The sequence below is a fragment of the Bradyrhizobium huanghuaihaiense genome (genome assembly GCF_025200885.1).
GTDB lineage: Bacteria > Pseudomonadota > Alphaproteobacteria > Rhizobiales > Xanthobacteraceae > Bradyrhizobium > Bradyrhizobium huanghuaihaiense.
This window is the reverse complement of record NZ_CP104172.1, coordinates 277,312-293,916: the sequence shown is the minus strand read 5'-3', so window position 1 is coordinate 293,916 and position 16,605 is coordinate 277,312. Positions and strand designations below refer to the sequence as shown.

At 66.4% G+C, this 16,605-nt stretch carries 16 protein-coding genes and 1 tRNA gene; 8 read left to right on the top strand and 9 right to left on the bottom strand.

Annotation, left to right across the window (positions count from 1 at the left end; translation table 11 throughout):
• Positions 1-28 precede the first annotated feature (28 nt).
• Positions 29-244: a cysteine rich repeat-containing protein gene (locus tag N2603_RS01375; protein ID WP_018645104.1), complete on the bottom strand. Its 216-nt coding sequence runs from the start codon at positions 242-244 to the stop codon at positions 29-31.
• A gap of 167 nt (positions 245-411) precedes the next feature.
• A complete protein-coding gene (locus tag N2603_RS01370; RefSeq protein ID WP_260387407.1) occupies positions 412-720 on the bottom strand; it encodes a hypothetical protein in 309 nt (102 codons plus the stop codon).
• A 252-nt stretch (positions 721-972) separates the two neighbouring features.
• On the opposite strand from N2603_RS01370, the gene N2603_RS01365 reads away from it, so the two are divergent.
• Positions 973-2,034, top strand: a complete 1,062-nt coding sequence (locus N2603_RS01365; RefSeq protein WP_260387406.1) for a polysaccharide deacetylase family protein — start codon at positions 973-975, stop codon at positions 2,032-2,034.
• A 74-nt stretch (positions 2,035-2,108) separates the two neighbouring features.
• Here the strand turns inward: N2603_RS01365 and N2603_RS01360 are convergent, their stop codons facing one another.
• The 5 genes from N2603_RS01360 to N2603_RS01340 form a co-directional block, all read right to left on the bottom strand.
• Positions 2,109-2,258: a hypothetical protein gene (locus N2603_RS01360; RefSeq protein ID WP_260387405.1), complete on the bottom strand. Its 150-nt coding sequence runs from the start codon at positions 2,256-2,258 to the stop codon at positions 2,109-2,111.
• 49 nt (positions 2,259-2,307) lie between these two features.
• Positions 2,308-2,383 (bottom strand) — tRNA-Thr (locus N2603_RS01355).
• 99 nt (positions 2,384-2,482) lie between these two features.
• A complete protein-coding gene (locus N2603_RS01350) occupies positions 2,483-4,285 on the bottom strand; it encodes a heme biosynthesis protein HemY (RefSeq protein WP_260387404.1) in 1,803 nt (600 codons plus the stop codon).
• A gap of 36 nt (positions 4,286-4,321) precedes the next feature.
• The gene (locus N2603_RS01345; protein ID WP_260387403.1) at positions 4,322-5,539 is read right to left on the bottom strand and encodes a COG4223 family protein; all 1,218 of its coding nucleotides are present in this window, start codon (positions 5,537-5,539) and stop codon (positions 4,322-4,324) included.
• A gap of 90 nt (positions 5,540-5,629) precedes the next feature.
• Positions 5,630-6,376: a uroporphyrinogen-III synthase gene (locus tag N2603_RS01340; RefSeq protein WP_260387402.1), complete on the bottom strand. Its 747-nt coding sequence runs from the start codon at positions 6,374-6,376 to the stop codon at positions 5,630-5,632.
• Between the two features lie 151 nt (positions 6,377-6,527).
• Here N2603_RS01340 and tsaD point away from each other — a divergent pair, with 151 nt between their 5' ends.
• The 4 genes from tsaD to N2603_RS01320 all read left to right on the top strand — a co-directional run bounded on the left by tsaD (position 6,528) and on the right by N2603_RS01320 (position 10,314).
• Positions 6,528-7,601, top strand: coding sequence for a tRNA (adenosine(37)-N6)-threonylcarbamoyltransferase complex transferase subunit TsaD (tsaD, locus tag N2603_RS01335; RefSeq protein ID WP_260387401.1), 1,074 nt, complete (start codon positions 6,528-6,530; stop codon positions 7,599-7,601).
• A 2-nt stretch (positions 7,602-7,603) separates the two neighbouring features.
• The gene (locus tag N2603_RS01330) at positions 7,604-8,584 is read left to right on the top strand and encodes an NAD(P)H-dependent glycerol-3-phosphate dehydrogenase (RefSeq protein ID WP_260387400.1); all 981 of its coding nucleotides are present in this window, start codon (positions 7,604-7,606) and stop codon (positions 8,582-8,584) included.
• A gap of 113 nt (positions 8,585-8,697) precedes the next feature.
• Positions 8,698-9,813 (top strand): alpha/beta hydrolase, encoded by a 1,116-nt coding sequence (locus N2603_RS01325; protein WP_260387399.1) that lies wholly within the window; start codon positions 8,698-8,700, stop codon positions 9,811-9,813.
• Positions 9,814-9,900: 87 nt separating this feature from the next.
• Positions 9,901-10,314, top strand: a complete 414-nt coding sequence (locus N2603_RS01320; protein ID WP_260387398.1) for an EVE domain-containing protein — start codon at positions 9,901-9,903, stop codon at positions 10,312-10,314.
• A 74-nt stretch (positions 10,315-10,388) separates the two neighbouring features.
• On the opposite strand, the gene N2603_RS01315 is transcribed toward N2603_RS01320, so the two are convergent.
• The gene (locus tag N2603_RS01315) at positions 10,389-11,483 is read right to left on the bottom strand and encodes an adenylate/guanylate cyclase domain-containing protein (RefSeq protein WP_260424429.1); all 1,095 of its coding nucleotides are present in this window, start codon (positions 11,481-11,483) and stop codon (positions 10,389-10,391) included.
• A gap of 101 nt (positions 11,484-11,584) precedes the next feature.
• Between N2603_RS01315 and N2603_RS01310 the strand changes: the two genes are divergently transcribed.
• A complete protein-coding gene (locus tag N2603_RS01310) occupies positions 11,585-12,040 on the top strand; it encodes an SRPBCC family protein (protein ID WP_018645094.1) in 456 nt (151 codons plus the stop codon).
• A gap of 111 nt (positions 12,041-12,151) precedes the next feature.
• On the opposite strand, the gene N2603_RS01305 is transcribed toward N2603_RS01310, so the two are convergent.
• On the bottom strand, positions 12,152-13,321 hold the full coding sequence (locus N2603_RS01305) for a DNA topoisomerase IB (protein WP_018645093.1): 1,170 nt from the start codon (positions 13,319-13,321) through the stop codon (positions 12,152-12,154).
• 390 nt (positions 13,322-13,711) lie between these two features.
• Here N2603_RS01305 and acs point away from each other — a divergent pair, with 390 nt between their 5' ends.
• Both acs and N2603_RS01295 read left to right on the top strand, forming a co-directional pair.
• On the top strand, positions 13,712-15,658 hold the full coding sequence (gene acs, locus N2603_RS01300; RefSeq protein WP_026312319.1) for an acetate--CoA ligase: 1,947 nt from the start codon (positions 13,712-13,714) through the stop codon (positions 15,656-15,658).
• A 429-nt stretch (positions 15,659-16,087) separates the two neighbouring features.
• Complete coding sequence (locus N2603_RS01295) at positions 16,088-16,603, top strand: L,D-transpeptidase (protein ID WP_260387397.1); 516 nt, start codon at positions 16,088-16,090, stop codon at positions 16,601-16,603.
• Positions 16,604-16,605 lie beyond the last annotated feature (2 nt).

The window sequence follows — 16,605 nt, the reverse complement described above, 5'->3', positions numbered from 1 at the left end:
GCTACGCTCATCCGGGCTACGGGAATCACTACTGCCCGTGCTCCGTCAGCACCTTGTCACAGGCCTTGCTGAGGCGGGTGCGGTTCTGCTTGAGGCACGCCAGCACGGCGCCATCACCATTGTTCATCACGGCGCGGCAGAAGCGGCTGACATCACGCGCACAGGCGTCGTGTCCGGGCTGCTGTTGCGCGGACGCGGCGGTCGCGCACAAGAGCAAGGAAATAACGAAAAGAAATCTGGTCATCGCGTAATGCCTCTTACCCGGAAGAATGTGCGGGCGAAGCTAGTGCGACGATCCCTGAGCCGCAACGGCTTTATTGGCAGGCTGCATCACACCGCCGCGTGGCCCCGGCTTGACGCCGGGGCGCATCGCGAGGGGAGCTAACCGACGCAACGATCGCAGTGCTGCTCTTACTGTTTGTCCTGCGCGTCAGCGACCTTGCGTGAGGCGCCCTTGGCGAGGTCCTTGTCCATCACCGCACGGCAGCCGGCGCTCAGATCCGAGCGATGCTTGATCATGCACGCGGTGATCCTCGGGATGTTGGGGATCTCCGACGAGCACAGGCGGAAGGCATCGCCGGTGCACATCTGCTGCGCTTCGGCCGTGAAAGCGAAGCTCGAGGTGGTCGAGACGATCGAGACAAAGGCGGCAAAGCCCAGAGCCAGGCCGGTATCGCGGATCTTGCTACTCAGGGACTTGGTAGAGAACGACGTGGTCATTTGAAGCTCCCATTGGCGCCGCCATAGCGGGCCCGTTGTTAATGGGAACTACGATGCTCCGGTAAAACCGTTTCCACTGTGATGACGGTCACGAGCGGCCCGCGTTCTGTGACCTCGGTCACTTTGGCGCACCTTGCTGAAATTCCTCCGCATCCGCAGTCGTGTTGGTGTCACGTTAACTGTTCCTTCGCATTAATGGCTCGTCGCGCGGGAAATTCCGCCGGTTTGGTTGCGTAATTGGAAAGAGTAGCGATGCGTAATGCGTTGGGCCTGATGCTGGCCAGTGTAGTTGCGGCGGTCGTGATCGCCGCCGGCGGTTGGTTTTATTATTCCGCAAGCGCCGATCAGGGCGCCCCCAAGACAGTTGCCGCCCGTGCCGCCGACCCGTTGCCGGCACAGGCGAAAATCGCCGCCAAGGACGACGTCGCGACCACTGCGACGATCGCGGCGAAACCGACGGCCGTTGCCCAGGCACCCGCGCCTGCGCCCGCACCGGCCGCGCCAGTTCAGCCGAAGCAGGCCTGCGCCAATCCGAACGCGCTGGGCGTATCCCGCGTGGTCGAGATCGACACGACAGGCGGTCCGGGTTTCGGCTTCGAGCACTTCAAGCAGTTCGACTTCCTGACCGAAAAGGAGGTCGTGCTGACCTTCGACGACGGTCCGTGGCCGGTCAACACGCCCGCGGTGCTGAAGGCGCTCGCGGATGAATGCACCAAGGGCCTGTTCTTCTCGGTCGGCAAGCACGCGACCTACCATCCGGAAATCCTGCGCCAGGTGCTGGCCCAGGGCCACACGGTCGGCACGCACACCTGGTCGCATGTCAACCTGAACAGCAAGAAGATGACGGAGCAGCAGGTCAAGGACGAGGTCGAGAAGGGCTTTAGCGCGGTGCGGTTCGCGCTCGGCACCAATCCGGCACCGTTCTTCCGCTTCCCGCAGCTTCAGCACAATCCGGCAATGGTGACCTATTTCGGCACCCGCAACGTCGCGATGTTCTCGACCGACATCGACTCCTTCGACTTCAGGAAGGGCGCGACGCCGGAGAAGATCGTCGAGACCGTGATGACCAGGCTCGACAAGCTCGGCAAGGGCATCATCCTGATGCACGACTTCCAGAAGCACACCGGTGAGGCCATGCCGGCGCTGCTGGCACGGCTCAAGGCCGGTGGTTACAAGGTCGTGCAGATGAAGGCCAAGACCACCTTCCAGACGCTGCCGGAATATGACGAGGCGCTGATGAAGGACATGAAGGTGCCGACCGCGGGCACGAACACGCGTCCGATCGGAAGCGTGGTGCAGACGGTCTCGCAATAAGCGGTCGAAGCACGTCCTCAAGACATCATGGCCGGGCTCTGCCCGGCCATTTGCTTTTGGAAGGGAGGAGGTGACTACCAATAGATGCCGTGGCTGCGGTCGCCAGCCTGGGCGGATGCAGAAGCCAGGACCATGGCGGCGACCAGAATGATTTTGCGCATGTCAATCTCCCCGTGTTCGGCGTGACCGGGACATTCCGGGGCGGGCACGAGGTTGTCACCCATGTCTTAGGTACGACCTGTTACCTATGTCTCGGGCTGGACAACAAGGCGCTGGTGCCGCAAGAGGGATTCGAACCCCCGACCCCGTCATTACGAATGACGTGCTCTACCGACTGAGCTATTGCGGCAGCTCTGCCGGGACCAAAGCGATGCCGGTCCCGATACGCGCGCTCCTGATATCGGGCATGGCCCGAATTGGCAAGGACAAGCGGGGGCCGAAATGCGCCTCACGCGCCCCAGCGGGACCAGAATCCGCGCCAGCCGCCGGCCTGGGCCTTTGCATCGGGCTTGGGCGTGCCGATTTGTTCCGTAAATTCATCGCTCGGGCCCTCGTCATCGATCCCGGGATCGTCGGGCGCGCGGACGATCGGGATGACGGCGGGGATCGGGGCGGGCTTGCCGAGATCGGCGCGGGTCCGGAACACCGGCGTTGCCGCCGGCGGCGATGATTCGGCCGGGTCGGGGGCCGGTTTGACCGGCTCGGCAGGTGCCACCGCCGGTTCGTCCGTGGCGGTTTCCGTGACGGCTTCCTTGACCGTTTCCTCGGCCGTTTCCTTGGCGGTTTCCTTGGTCTCGGGGGGAGAATTGTCCTGAGCGGCGGGTGCCGGGGCCGGACCTGTCACGACCGGTTCCACCGGGCTCTCGCTCTGAGCCGCCGTCACCCGCTTTGGCGGCGGGGCGGCCAGCATGGCCTCCTCGAAGGCCGAGGATTCGATCGTGGTCGCCTTGTCCGAGGGCAGGCTGGCGACCGGCGTCTGCCACTGGAAGGCGTCGAGCCGGCCGGTGACCGGGGAGACCGGGCGCCAGCGGTCGCTGACATAGCCGTCCGCGGTCCAGGCCGGATCGTGCCGGGCGCGCACCGCGCGCAGGGTCCAGGCGCGGGCACGGCCGCTATCGCCATGCTCGGCGCGCTCGATCTCGGCCATCAACAGCGCCACGCGCTGGGTCGGATCGTTGATATAGGGCGCGAGCACCTGGCGTGCGCGGGCGAACTCCGTGGCATCGATCGCCGCGCGCGCGATCGCGAGCTGGCCCTCGACATGGCCGGGCTTGTCGGCAGCCGTCTTGGCCGCGAGCGTCTCGACCCGCTGCAGGCGCTGCCGCGCGGAATCGCCGAGCTTCACATGCGCATAAGCATCCGCGAGATCGGGATGCGGATTGGCGAGCCAGGCGGTCTCGACCAGCTTCATGGCGCGGCGGACCTGATGCGCCTCGCTCTCGAATTTTGCGGCGAGCACTGCGGCCGGCACCAGGGTCGGCGCGAGCTTGATCGCCTCCATCACGCTCTCGCGCGCGACGTCGCGGTCCATCTTTTCCAATTCAAGCGCGCGCGCCGTGAGCAGCACGCCGCGCTGGCGGCGATAGGCCGGCTTGTCGATCAGGCCGGCAGACAGATTCGAATCGAGGATCGCGAGCGCACCGCTCCAGTCGCCGCGCGCGCAGCGGAAGCCGAGCACCGCATGCGAGGCCCAGGTCGAGGACGGCGACAGCTTGATCGCTTCCTCCGCGATCATCACGGCACCGACCGCATCGTCGGCGCGCTGCGCCTCGATGAACAGGCCGCGCAGGCCGAGCAGGCGCGTATCCTCGCGCTCGGCCATGGCGCGGAAGACGCGCTGGGCCTCGTCGCGCTTGCCTTCGAGCTGGGCGGATTGCGCATGCAGCAGCAGCGCGAGCGGATCGTTCGGCGCGTGGCGCCGCGCCGCCTCGGCGTGACGCCGAGCGAGCGCGGTATCGCCATGACCGATCGCGAGCAGGCCGTGGGTGATGGCGTGGCGGCCGCGCGCGTGACGCTTCTCGTGACGACGGCGGCGCATGCGGCCCGGCGTGCGCCAGATCGTGGTCAGGATGCTCCAGACCAGCACGACGGCCGCGGCAAAGAGGCCGAGCAAGAACACGAACCTGGGCAACGTCGTAGACGCGCGGAAACCACCCGCGGTCAGGACGAGATCGCCAGGCTGGTCGGCAACCCAGGCCGCGCCGCCCGCCGCCAGTGCAATCAGGACAAGGAAAAGGACGATGCGAAGCATGGCGATCCCTATTACGCGCTGATTGTTGCGCGAATCTTATTGAGCAGATTTGGCGAGATCCGCCATGGCATCGTCGGCGAATTTGCGGGACGCGGCGAGCGCGGCGTCGCGGGCATCGGCCTTCTCGAGCCAGGCCTGCGCCGGCGCCCGATCGGCCTCGGGTAGCGTCTTCAGCTCCCGCCGCGCCTCCACGAAATCGTTGCGCAGCGCCGCGGCCGTCACCCGGGCGACGATGGCGCCGCGATCGTTGCCGACGCCGTCGGTGCGCTCGATGCGTACGAGTTTCGACGCGCCTGCCTGCAGGCGCTCGACGATGCCGGCATTCGCGGCCGGGGCTTCCGCCGGCGGCGACAATTTCGGCACGATGGCGAGCAGCTCGCGGCTCAGCGCGACCGGGGTCGGGATGCCCGACGATGCAAACGCATCGAGCGGCTTCAGCATGTCAGGCTTGGCGGCGAGCGACCGCGCCGCGGACAGCTGCGACTGGTAGGGATCGCCATGGCGAACGGCGACATCGAGCAGGGTCGCAGCCACCACAAAGCGCAGCGGCTTGTCATCCATCACTTTTGCGTCGGCGATCTTCTCGCCTTGCTGCGCGAGCTCGGCGCGTTCGGTCTTGCTGGCGCGCTCGAGCTGCGTGATGCGGTCGGCGAGCGCGGCAACATCGGGCGCAGCGGTGCGCGGCGCGGATTTGCTATCGTTCAGCGCGCTCGCGGTCTTGTCGGACTGCGCGCGCAGATTGGCGATGTCGCTGCGCAGCGCGCTCGCCGATTTCTCCAGCGCGTCGATCCGCGCGGCCATGGCCGGATCGGCGACGGGCTTGCCGGCCTTGCCCTCGACCGCGGCGACGCGACCGCTCAACGCATCGACCGTCGCGCTCGTGACTTGCGGCGCGGCCGGCGGCGCCTGCACTGCGGGCCAGCCCAGCATCCAGCCGACCCCGATCACGAGCGCTGCCGCCGCCGCACCGGAGAACGGTGCAATGACCCAGGGGGACATCGACCGCGAAGCGGACGCGGGCGCAATGGAAGGCTGCTCCTCGGCTGACTCGGGTTGAGGCTCGGGCTTGGTCTCCTCGACCTTTTCCTGCTCAGGCGCGGCCTGCTCGGCCGCCGGCTGAGCCTCGGGCTCGCCCGCCACCTCCCGCGGCTGGGTCGAGACTTCGGTTGCCTCGAGGTCGATGGTGGGCGGGGTGCGCTTGGCACGACCGGTGTCGGGAGCCAATCCTGCGTCTTCAGGCTTGTCGTCGGCCATCGTGACGGTTCCTCACACTTCCATACCTTGCACAGATCCTGGCATTAGATCCTTAAACGGACCCGATCGCGCCGGATTCGGCCCGACCTCTTACGCCAAACGGGTACGCAAAGCACGCTCCAAGGTGTCAAATAAGGCATTTTCGTCCGGCGTCGCGGCTACCAGAACCTGCGACGCACCGGCATCGCGCAGCACGCCGGCGACCGTCTCGGACAGGCAGCACTGCGGGATTGCCAGCGCCGAAATTTCGACGCCTTCGTCCCGCGCTGCGTCCAGGAACGCCCGCGCGCTGCGCCGGGAGTAGTGCAGCACCGCCTCGACCCCGTGGGCGGCAAAGCCCTCGCAGACCTCGTGTGGCAGATGCTTGACCGGCGCCATGCGATAGGTGGTCTGCGTCACCACGTTGAATCCTTCCGCACCAAGCTCGCCGCCGAGATCGCGCGACAGATCTGCGCCGGCGAGATAAAGCAGCGTGCTTTTCTTCTTCAGCACCTTGTCGCGCGCGCTTTGCACGACCTTGTCGCGTAGGGCCGCAGCATCGCCGCCGGCGACGATGACCTCGCCAAAGCCGGCGTCAAGCGCAGCAGACGCTGTGTGCTCGCCGACCGCAAACAGCGGCAGCTCCAAAAGGCCGAGGTCCCGCAATTGCGGCGCGACGGCGCGGATCGCATTGGCCGACGTGACGATGACGGCGCCATAGCCCGCTTCACCCTCGTCATGGAAGGCGACGGGCTCGAACTTGAGCACCGGCGCGAGCAGCACCACATGCCCCCGCGCGCGCAGATTGTCCGCTGTCGCCTCATTGTCCGGATGCGGCCGTGTGACAAGAATGGACATCGCGTGTGTTCCCGAACCGCGTGACGGTGACGCATTCGCCGGGATCGCTGCGCGTGACGATTGCGCAATCTGGCCCCGGAATGCTACCGGACTTACCAGAACTCTGCTTTATGGATCAGTGCAAGGGCGCAAATTGGATAACGATTCGCCAATGCTGGTATTGGGCATCGAAACCACCTGCGACGAGACCGCCGCGGCGGTGATCGAGCGCGCGCCTGACGGTAATGGCAAGATCCTGTCCAACATCGTGCGCTCGCAGGTCGAGGAGCATGCCCGCTTCGGCGGCGTGGTGCCGGAGATCGCCGCGCGCGCGCATGTCGACGTGCTCGACGGCATCATCGACCGCGCCATGCACGAGGCCGGCATCGACTATGCCCAGCTCGACGGCGTCGCCGCGGCCGCAGGGCCCGGGCTGATCGGCGGCGTGATCGTCGGACTCACCACCGCGAAAGCGATCGCGATGGTGCACGACACGCCGCTGGTCGCGGTGAACCATCTGGAGGCGCATGCGCTGACGCCGCGCCTCACCGACGGAATCGATTTTCCCTACTGCCTCTTCCTCGCCTCGGGCGGCCATACCCAGATCGTGGCAGTTACCGGCGTCGGCCAGTATGTGCGACTCGGCACCACCGTTGACGACGCCATCGGCGAAGCCTTCGACAAGGTCGCGAAGATGCTGGGGCTGCCATACCCCGGCGGCCCGCAGGTCGAACGCGCAGCGGAAAACGGCGATGCCACGCGGTTTGCGTTCCCGCGGCCGATGCAGGGACGTCCCGATGCCAATTTCTCGCTGTCCGGGTTGAAGACGGCGGTCCGCACCGAAGCGAGCCGGCTCGCCGAGATCACGCCGCAGGACATCAGCGATCTCTGCGCGGGCTTCCAGGCCGCGGTGCTGGATTCGACCGCCGACCGCCTGAATGTCGGCCTGAAGCTTTTCCGCGAACAGTTCGGCGCACCGCGCGCGCTCGTGGCCGCCGGCGGCGTCGCCGCCAATCAGGCGATCCGCGGCGCGCTGCATGACGTCGCGCGGCAGGCCGGGACGGAGCTGATCCTGCCGCCGCCCGCGCTCTGCACCGACAATGGCGCGATGATTGCGTGGGCCGGCGCCGAGCGCCTCGCGCTGGGAATGACCGACACGATGGAGGCGCAGCCGCGCGCACGCTGGCTGCTCGACGCCAATGCGACGGCGCCGGCGGGCTACGGCAAGACGCGGGCGGGATACTGACGATGACCGCGTTCCAATCCGTTGCGGTGATCGGGGCAGGTGCCTGGGGCACGGCGCTGGCGACGGTGGCGACGCGGGCAGGCCGGAGCGTGACGCTCTGGGCGCGCAACGCCGAGCATGCGACGCGGATCGCCTCGACGCGCGACAATCCGCGGCTGCCCGGCGTGTGGCTGGCGCCGGAGATCGTGGTGACGAGCGATCTCGCGGCGGCGTCGCGCGCGGAGATGCTGCTGATCGCAACGCCTGCGCAGCACCTGCGCGGCGCGGTCAACATGCTGGCCTCGCACATCACGAAGCCGGTACCGATCATCGCCTGCGCCAAGGGCATCGAGCACGGCACCCACAAATTCATGACCGACGTGATCGCTGAAGCCGCACCGCACGCGCAGCCGGCGATCCTGTCGGGTCCGAGCTTTGCCGACGACGTCGCCCGCGGCCTGCCCACCGCGGTAACGCTGGCCGCAAAGGACGAGACCTTGGCGAGCGCGCTGGTGCAGGCACTGGGTTCACCGACTTTCCGCCCCTATCACTCCACCGACATCCGCGGCGTCGAGATCGGCGGCGCGGCCAAGAACGTTTTGGCGATCGCCGCCGGCATCGTGGTCGGCCGCAATCTCGGTGCCTCCGCGCTCGCAGCGTTGACCACGCGCGGCTTCAGCGAGCTGGCGCGGCTCGGCCGCGCCTGCGGCGCGCGCGCGGAAACGCTCTCGGGTCTCTCCGGCCTCGGCGACCTCTTGCTGAGCTGCTCCACCGCGCAATCGCGCAATTTCGCGCTCGGTATCGCACTCGGGCGCGGCGAGGCCGCGCCGGCGGGGAAGCTTGCGGAAGGCGCATTCACGGCGCCGGTGCTGGTCGAGCTCGCGGCCGCGCGGAATGTCGACATGCCGGTCTCGCAAGCCGTCGCCGCCATTCTCGATAACAGATTGACGATCGACGCCGCGATCGAAGGGCTGCTGACGCGGCCGTTCAAGGCCGAAGAATAACGCGCCCTCTCCCCGCAGGTAGCACTTCACGGCCTTTGCACGCTGGTCTAGCCTGACGGCACACCGCAGGATCCCGGTCCAACAACAACGAAACGGATCCAGGGGAAGAACGCATGCGCAAACCGCATCGTGCGATCGTTTCGATCGGCATCATCACACTTGCCGCCATTGCGCCACCCACCGCAGCCTACACTCAGGCCGCGCTCTCCTATGACGAGCTTGCCAGGAACGAGGCGGCGGCCAATGCCGAAAACGGCAAGCGGGTCGCGCCCGTCAAATCGATCGGCAATCCCGCCAACGATGTCAGCTCCGACATGCAGGCCATGATCGGCGCGCCGTTTCCGCCGCATTTCAATGCGGACCCGAGGACGTCAACGGAATGGAAAGAGCTGATCGATCGCCGCGCAAAACTCTCGATCGCCAACATTGCGGCCATGAAGGAGAAGCTCGGCGTCAAGGTCGAGGAGACCAAGATTGCGGGTGTACATTGCTTCATCGTCACGCCGAGCAGGATTCCGCCCGAGAACCGGCGTCGCCTTCTCGTCCACGTCCACGGCGGCGGCTATGTGTTCGGGCCCGGCGAAGCCGCGCTGCCGGAAGCGATCATGATGGCCGGCTTCGGCGGCTTCAAGGTGATCTCGGTCGATTACCGCATGCCGCCCGATTTCCCCTATCCCGCCGCGATGGACGACGCGATGGCGGTCTGGAAGGAAGTCGCCAAGGAGCACGATGCCCGCCGGATGGCGATCTTCGGCACGTCGACGGGCGGGGCGATGACGCTTGCGATGGTGCTGCGAGCCAAGGACGAGAAGCTGCCGAGGCCGGCGGCGATCGCGCCGGGCACGCCGTGGTCCGATATCGACAAGGTCGGCGACACCTATGCCAGCAATGAGTGGGTCGACAATGTGCTGGTGACCTGGGACGGCTGGCTCGGCCGTGCCGCAAAGCTCTATGCCAACGGGACGGACCTTAAAAATCCCTACATCTCGCCGATCTATGGCGACTTCAAAGGCTTCCCGCCGACCATCCTGACGTCGGGCACGCGCGACCTGTTCCTCAGCAACACGGTTCGCACGCATCGCAAATTGCGCCGCGCCGGCGTGATCGCCGATCTCAACGTCTATGAGGGTCAGTCTCACGCGCAGTACCAATTCAACATCAACGCGCCGGAGACCAGGGAAGCTTTCACCGATATCGCAAAGTTCTTCGATCGATATCTGAAGGAGTGAGCGCTGCGATCGGATGCCCGCGCTTGTCCCGGGCATCCGCGTGCCCTAAACATCGCAGCGGCGCATCCGGGAACGAGGCAGATTGCGATGAACTACTGGCTGGTGAAATCCGAACCGTCGGTGTGGTCCTGGGACCAGCAGGTGGCGAAGGGCGCCAAGGGCGAGGCCTGGACCGGCGTGCGCAACTACACCGCGCGCCAGAACCTCGTGAACATGAAGAAGGGCGACAAGGCGTTCTTCTATCATTCCAACGAGGGCAAGGAGATCGTCGGCATCGTCGAGATCATCAAGGAGGCCTACCTTGATCCGACCGACAAGACCGAAAAATTCGTCTGCGTCGACATCAAGGCCGACAAGCCCTTGAAGACGCCGGTGACGATGGTCGCGGTCAAGGCCGAGAAGAAGCTCAAAGACATGGCGCTGGTGAAATATTCGCGCCTGTCGGTGCAGCCGGTGACGGCGGATGAATGGAAGCTCGTCTGCAAGATGGGCGGGATGTAGGCAGTGCCGTAGCCCGGATGAGCGTAGCGACATCCGGGATCATCTGGTCCCGCATATCGCTACGCTCATGCGGGCTACGATAGCCGAGCTTGCGTCTCCGCCAGCGCAAACACCTCGCAAGGCGCGGCAATGCCGCGCAACGAATGCGATCCGAGCGCGATCAGCGGCATCTCCGTCTCGGCGGCGAGTGCGCCCGACACCAGCACCGTCCTGCCGAGCGGCTTGCACAATCCCTCGAGCCTGCTGGCGAGATTGACGGCGGGACCGATCGCGGTGAAGTCGAGCCGGTTGGCGGCGCCGATATTGCCCCACAGCATCTCGCCGAGATGGAGCGCGGCACCGAACGCGAGCGGCGGCAAGCCTTGCGCGCCGCGCTCGGCGTTGAGATAGGCCATCCCGGCTTCGGCCGCACCTGCCGCGCGGAGAGCGGCATCGCAGGCGCGGCGCGGCGATGCCTCGAGCACCGGAAAGATCGCGAGCACACCGTCGCCGATGAATTTCAGCACCTCGCCGCCGAAGGCATGAACCGCGCCGGCGATGCGGTCGAACCACGCGTCGAGCGCCGCGATGACCTGGGCCGGCGGTGTGGTTTCCGACAAGCTCGTGAAATTGCGCAAATCCGCATAGAGCAGCGCGGCCTGAATGGTCTCGCCGAGATCGCGCCGCAGAGGTGCCGCCAGCACCCGCTCCGCGCTGCGCTTGCCGAGATAGGCATCCAGCGTCGCCCGCAACGTGGCACGCGCGGCGAGCACGGCAAGGGGCGTCGCCGCGAAGCGGGCGGCCTGACGCAATCGTTCGGTCTCCTCCGCGGTGAACGGGCGCGACCCGATCCAGCCGAGCAACGGCCCGTCGGACCGTCCGACGACATCCTCGTGCGCCTCGCCGCCCGCGACGTCGCGCAGCCAGCGGCGGCCGCCATCGTTGGGCGGGTCGGGCGCAAGGCCGCCCGGCGCGAAGCCGAGCGCTTCGATGACGCTGCCAGTCTCGGCACGCCACAGCCAGGTCCGCTTCGCGATCAGCGGATGCGGCACCTCCAGCGTCAGGCTGCCTGCCGCAAGCGGCACGCCGTCGGCGATCAGATGCGCGCCGAGTTCCGCCAGCAGGCGGTCGGCCCCGGCACAATCCGAGGCGGCATCGACGAGCCAGGCGAGGGTCGGGGACAGGTGCATGGCCCGATGATGGCGAAGCAGGGCCGTCTTTGTCACGGGCAATCCTTGACGGAGCGCAGGGCCGCCGCCATGTCCCATCGTCAGACCAGGGATGATCGCCGATGACCGAACCGTTCATAGTGCGACGCGAGACCCAGATCGCCGCCCCGCGCGCCACCGTCTTCGCCTATCTCACCGACCCCGAGAAAATTTTGAGTTGGATGGGGTCCGACGCGACCACGGAACCGCATCCCGGCGGCCTCTATCTGCTGAAGGGTATCGGCCCGCGCGGCGCCGCCGCCCGCGGCGCCTTTCGCGAGGTCGTGCCGGTGCATCGCCTGGCCTACACGTTCGGCTGGGAGGGCGGTCAGGAAGTGCCGCCCGGCTCGAGCCTGATCGAGATCGATTTGATCGAGCGCGACGGCGGCACGCTGCTGCGCATGACCCATAGCGGGCTGCCGAATGCGGAACAGGCGGCGGCACATGCGAAGGGATGGGCGCACTATCTGGAACGGCTCACAAGCGTAGCGGCTGGCGGCGATCCCGGTCCGGACAGGGGTGTGTCCGACAAGACGTAGCTCTCGTAGGGTGGGCAAAGGCGCGCTCTTCGCGCCGTGCCCACCACCTTTCACCATGAGCAAATGGTGGGCACGGCGCTTCGCGCCTTTGCCCACCCTACGGCAGTGTCGTTACACCGCGGCGGTCGCCACCACCTGCGCCAGCAGCTGCTCGCGCCGAGCCTGCGAGCGCTGGCCCTTCATCGTCGCAGCGAAGCGCTCGAGGATGCCGTCCTCGAAGGCGGTGACGATGGTGTCGTGGACGTAGCTCTTGCGGCAGATCGCCGGCGTGTTCGAGAGCTTGTCGGCCGCGGCGCGGATCGCGTCCAGCACCTGCTTTTTGCGGCCGCGCTGGCTGGTCGCCGGCGTGATCCGCGACAGCGATTCCACCACGACGGCGGACGCCATCAGGGTGCGAAAATCCTTCAGCGAGATCTTGATGCCCGCGATCTCGCGCAAGAACGCGTTCACCTGCGTGGTGTTGACCGCGCGGACGATGCCGTAGGCGTCGCGATACTGGAACATGCGCTTGCCGGGGACGCTCTGCAAAATGCCGATGGCGCGCACCAGCTTGGCCGCGTCGCACTCTTTCCGCACCGCCTTGCCGCCCTTGGCCTTGAAGGTCAGCACGAAGCAATCGTCTTCCAGCGTGACGTTGGACTTCAGCAGCGTGGTGGCGCCGCGGGTGCCGTTGAGGCGGGCATAGGATTCATTGCCGGGGCGGATCGCGGTGCGCGCGATCAGCTCGATCACGGCCGAGAGCGCGAACTCGCGCGTCGGCTCGTCGCCCGACAGGAACGCCGAGACCTTGCGCCGGATCTTTGGCAGCGCGCCGACGAGCTTCTCCAGGCGATGCGCCTTGCGGTGCTCGCGGACCTTCTCCCAATCGGCGTGATAGCGGTATTGCAGCCGGCCCGCGGCATCGCGACCCACGGCCTGGAGATGCGAGCTCGGATCGGCGGAGTAGCGCACCTCGCGATAGGCCGGCGGCACCGCCATGGCGTGCAGCCGGCGGATCGTGCGGGCGTCGCGGATATGGGCGCCGTTGGGGCGGACGAAGGAATAGCCCTTGCCGCGCTTGATGCGGCGGATCTTCAGCTCGTTCTGGTCGCCGAGCCGCAGGCCCAGCTCCTTGGCGAGGGCCTCGACCGTCGCCGCGGGCGCCGTGTCGAACGCCTTTTTCGGGCTGGGACGGCTGGATGCGGCCGGTTTCGGCCATTGTCCGAGGGCTTTGGCCAGCGCAATAGCGGCAGGATCGGCTGAAGCGGGCCGCAACGTCCCGAGATTCTGCTGATCCATCATAGTCTTACGCCTTAGCCCTGCCTGTTATCGGTCAATGCCGCTGTTCTGATTTTTGTTCCACGGGTCTCTTCGGACCCGGGTTGGCCATTTAGGGTGTTCCGAACCGTATTGCGAGTCCCGAATCAGTGAAGGGCGGTTCCTAAATACCTCAGGCCGGCGCATGGGGGCTCTGCAGGGGCCTATTGCGCGGTTTGGGTAAAGCGCCGAAAGGCGCCCCGTCGGCCTGTTTCAGATTTGCGACAGCCAACCTGGCTGACCTTGATCCTCCGCATGGCCGGCGGCTCGTCGAAGGTCCAGCTTGTGCTCCTTGTCGGGTCCGGTTAGCCCGACGCATAATCCGTCAAATGATGCTGTCGGCATGGCCTGAGCTTGCCGCATGTGGAGGGAAATATGTCCGAGAAGATCTACGACGTGCCGGCGGAATGGGCGAAGCGCGCCTGGGTCGACCAGGCCAAGTACAAGGACATGTACGCCCGCTCGATCTCGGACCCGAGCGGCTTCTGGGCCGAACAGGCCAAGCGCATCGACTGGATGAAGGCGCCGACTAGAATCGAGAACGTTTCCTTCGCGCCGGGCAACATCTCGATCAAATGGTTCGAGGACGGCGTCCTCAACGTCGCCCACAACTGCATCGACCGGCACCTCCACACGCGCGCCAACCAGACCGCGATCATCTGGGAAGGCGACGATCCCTCGCAATCCCGCCACATCACGTACAAGGAGCTGCACGACGAGGTCTGCCGGATGGCCAACATCCTGCGCACCCGCAACGTCAAGAAAGGCGACCGCGTCACCATCTACCTGCCGATGATCCCCGAGGCCGCCTATGCGATGCTGGCCTGCGCGCGGATCGGCGCGATCCACTCCGTGGTGTTCGCGGGCTTCTCGCCCGACAGCCTCGCCCAGCGCATCAACGACTGCCAATCCAAGGTGATCATCACCGCGGACGAAGGCCTGCGCGGCGGCAAGAAGGTGCCGCTGAAGGCCAATGTCGACGCGGCGCTCGCCAAAGCCGACGGCGTCGACTGGGTCGTCGTGGTCAAGCGCACCGGCGGCAAGATCGACATGAACCCGACGCGCGACCTCTGGTACCACGAGGCCGCGGCGATGGTGACGACGGAATGCCCGGTCGAGCACATGCATGCCGAGGATCCGCTGTTCATCCTCTACACCTCGGGCTCGACCGGCCAGCCCAAGGGCGTGCTGCACACCACGGGCGGCTACCTCGTGTTCGCCTCGATGACGCATCAATACGTCTTCGACTATCACGACGGCGACATCTACTGGTGCACCGCCGACGTCGGCTGGGTCACCGGCCACAGCTACATCCTCTACGGACCGCTCGCCAACGGTGCGACCACGCTGATGTTCGAGGGCGTGCCGAATTACCCGGATAATTCGCGGTTCTGGAACGTCATCGACAAGCACAAGGTCAACATCTTCTACACCGCGCCGACGGCGATCCGCGCCCTCATGCAGAGCGGTGACGAGCCGGTGAAGAAGACCTCGCGCGCCTCGCTCCGGCTGCTCGGCTCGGTCGGCGAGCCCATCAACCCCGAAGCCTGGGAATGGTATCACCGCGTCGTCGGCGACGACCGCTGCCCGATCGTCGACACCTGGTGGCAGACCGAGACCGGCGGCATCCTGATCACGCCGCTGCCGGGCGCGACGAAACTCAAACCGGGCTCAGCGACGCAGCCGTTCTTCGGCGTGGTGCCTGAAATCGTCGACGCCGACGGCAAGGTGCTGGAAGGCGAGACCACCGGCAATCTCTGTCTCACGCGGTCATGGCCGGGCCAGATGCGCACGGTCTATGGCGATCACGCGCGCTTCGAGCAGACCTACTTCTCGACCTACAAGGGCAAGTATTTTACGGGCGACGGCTGCCGCCGCGATGCCGACGGCTATTACTGGATCACCGGCCGCGTCGACGACGTCATCAACGTCTCCGGCCACCGCATGGGCACCGCGGAAGTCGAGAGTGCGCTGGTCGCGCATGAGAAGGTGTCGGAGGCCGCCGTGGTCGGCTTCCCGCACGACATCAAGGGCCAGGGCATCTACGCCTATGTCACCCTGATGGCCGGCGTGCAGCCGACCGACGATCTGCGCAAGGAGCTCGTGACCTGGGTGCGCAAGGAGATCGGCCCGATCGCCTCGCCCGACCAGATCCAGTTCGCGCCGGGCCTGCCCAAGACCCGCTCCGGCAAGATCATGCGCCGCATCCTGCGCAAGATCGCCGAGGACGAGCCGGGCAGCCTGGGCGATACCTCGACGCTGGCGGATCCCGCCGTGGTCGATGATCTCGTGAAGAACCGGCAGAACAAGAAGTCGGCGTAAGGCACGCTTCTCGTGCCCCGGACGCAGCGCAGCGCTCCTTCAGCGGTGCGTTGCAGAGCCGGGGCCCATCCAACGGCAAAACGTGCGGCCTCCTGGGTCCCGGCTCTGCGTCGCATCGCTTCGCGCTGCGCCTTGTCCGGGACACGAGGCCGCGGTTCGCCGCCCCCTAAAACAACAGCCGTTCACATCCTCACGCTCTTGTCAGGGCGTGCGGCGGCGTGGCCGCATCTTTCCCTTCGAGTGTTGTTTTCAGGTCATTTACTTTATTTCGAACATTTCCTTTGTTCCCCCTGCCCGCTGGCCCTCGGCGGCCGTGCTTGGAAACCATCCGGTTAACGGGCGCGGTTAATACTGTGTGGGCGAGCGGGCGATTGCCGGGTTTTGCGTAGATTGGGACGACCCGTTCGGGGCAACGGAAGGGAAGCATTGATGTCGATGAGGATTGCTGTGGCGGTCGCCGCCACCATCGGGGCAGCGGTCTTGATGTCGACCGCGGCCGAGGCCCGGCCGGAAATGGTCGGTGCGCATCCGGGCGACTATTCGCCGGGCACCATCGTGGTGAAGACCAACGAACGCAAACTCTATCTCATTCTCGATTCCGGCCACGCCGTGCGCTACCCGGTCGGCGTCGGCAAGTCCGGCAAGCAGTGGGCCGGCACAACCCGCATCGACGGCAAGTACCGCAACCCGGCCTGGTCGCCGCCCGCCGAGGTCAAGCGCGACAAGCCGCAGCTACCCGACGTCATTCCCGGTGGCTCGCCGCGCAACCCGATGGGCGTTGCTGCCATGACTCTGGCCGGCGGCGAATATGCCATCCACGGCACCAACGTGCCGGGTTCGGTCGGCGGCTTCGTCTCCTATGGCTGCATCCGCATGCTCAACGACGACATCACCGATCTCTACAGCCGCGTCTCGGTCGGCACCACGGTGGTGGTGACGCGCTGATC

Excerpts from the sequence above, each read along its gene's own strand:
- N2603_RS01375 (WP_018645104.1), bottom strand. The coding sequence starts at position 244 with ATGACCAGATTTCTTTTCGTTATTTCCTTGCTCTTGTGCGCGACCGCC.
- N2603_RS01370 (WP_260387407.1), bottom strand. The coding sequence starts at position 720 with ATGACCACGTCGTTCTCTACCAAGTCCCTGAGTAGCAAGATCCGCGAT.
- N2603_RS01365 (WP_260387406.1), top strand. The coding sequence starts at position 973 with ATGCGTAATGCGTTGGGCCTGATGCTGGCCAGTGTAGTTGCGGCGGTC.
- N2603_RS01360 (WP_260387405.1), bottom strand. The coding sequence starts at position 2,258 with ATGGGTGACAACCTCGTGCCCGCCCCGGAATGTCCCGGTCACGCCGAA.
- N2603_RS01350 (WP_260387404.1), bottom strand. The coding sequence starts at position 4,285 with ATGCTTCGCATCGTCCTTTTCCTTGTCCTGATTGCACTGGCGGCGGGC.
- N2603_RS01345 (WP_260387403.1), bottom strand. The coding sequence starts at position 5,539 with ATGGCCGACGACAAGCCTGAAGACGCAGGATTGGCTCCCGACACCGGT.
- N2603_RS01340 (WP_260387402.1), bottom strand. The coding sequence starts at position 6,376 with ATGTCCATTCTTGTCACACGGCCGCATCCGGACAATGAGGCGACAGCG.
- tsaD (WP_260387401.1), top strand. The coding sequence starts at position 6,528 with ATGCTGGTATTGGGCATCGAAACCACCTGCGACGAGACCGCCGCGGCG.
- N2603_RS01330 (WP_260387400.1), top strand. The coding sequence starts at position 7,604 with ATGACCGCGTTCCAATCCGTTGCGGTGATCGGGGCAGGTGCCTGGGGC.
- N2603_RS01325 (WP_260387399.1), top strand. The coding sequence starts at position 8,698 with ATGCGCAAACCGCATCGTGCGATCGTTTCGATCGGCATCATCACACTT.
- N2603_RS01320 (WP_260387398.1), top strand. The coding sequence starts at position 9,901 with ATGAACTACTGGCTGGTGAAATCCGAACCGTCGGTGTGGTCCTGGGAC.
- N2603_RS01315 (WP_260424429.1), bottom strand. The coding sequence starts at position 11,483 with ATGCACCTGTCCCCGACCCTCGCCTGGCTCGTCGATGCCGCCTCGGAT.
- N2603_RS01310 (WP_018645094.1), top strand. The coding sequence starts at position 11,585 with ATGACCGAACCGTTCATAGTGCGACGCGAGACCCAGATCGCCGCCCCG.
- N2603_RS01305 (WP_018645093.1), bottom strand. The coding sequence starts at position 13,321 with ATGATGGATCAGCAGAATCTCGGGACGTTGCGGCCCGCTTCAGCCGAT.
- acs (WP_026312319.1), top strand. The coding sequence starts at position 13,712 with ATGTCCGAGAAGATCTACGACGTGCCGGCGGAATGGGCGAAGCGCGCC.
- N2603_RS01295 (WP_260387397.1), top strand. The coding sequence starts at position 16,088 with ATGTCGATGAGGATTGCTGTGGCGGTCGCCGCCACCATCGGGGCAGCG.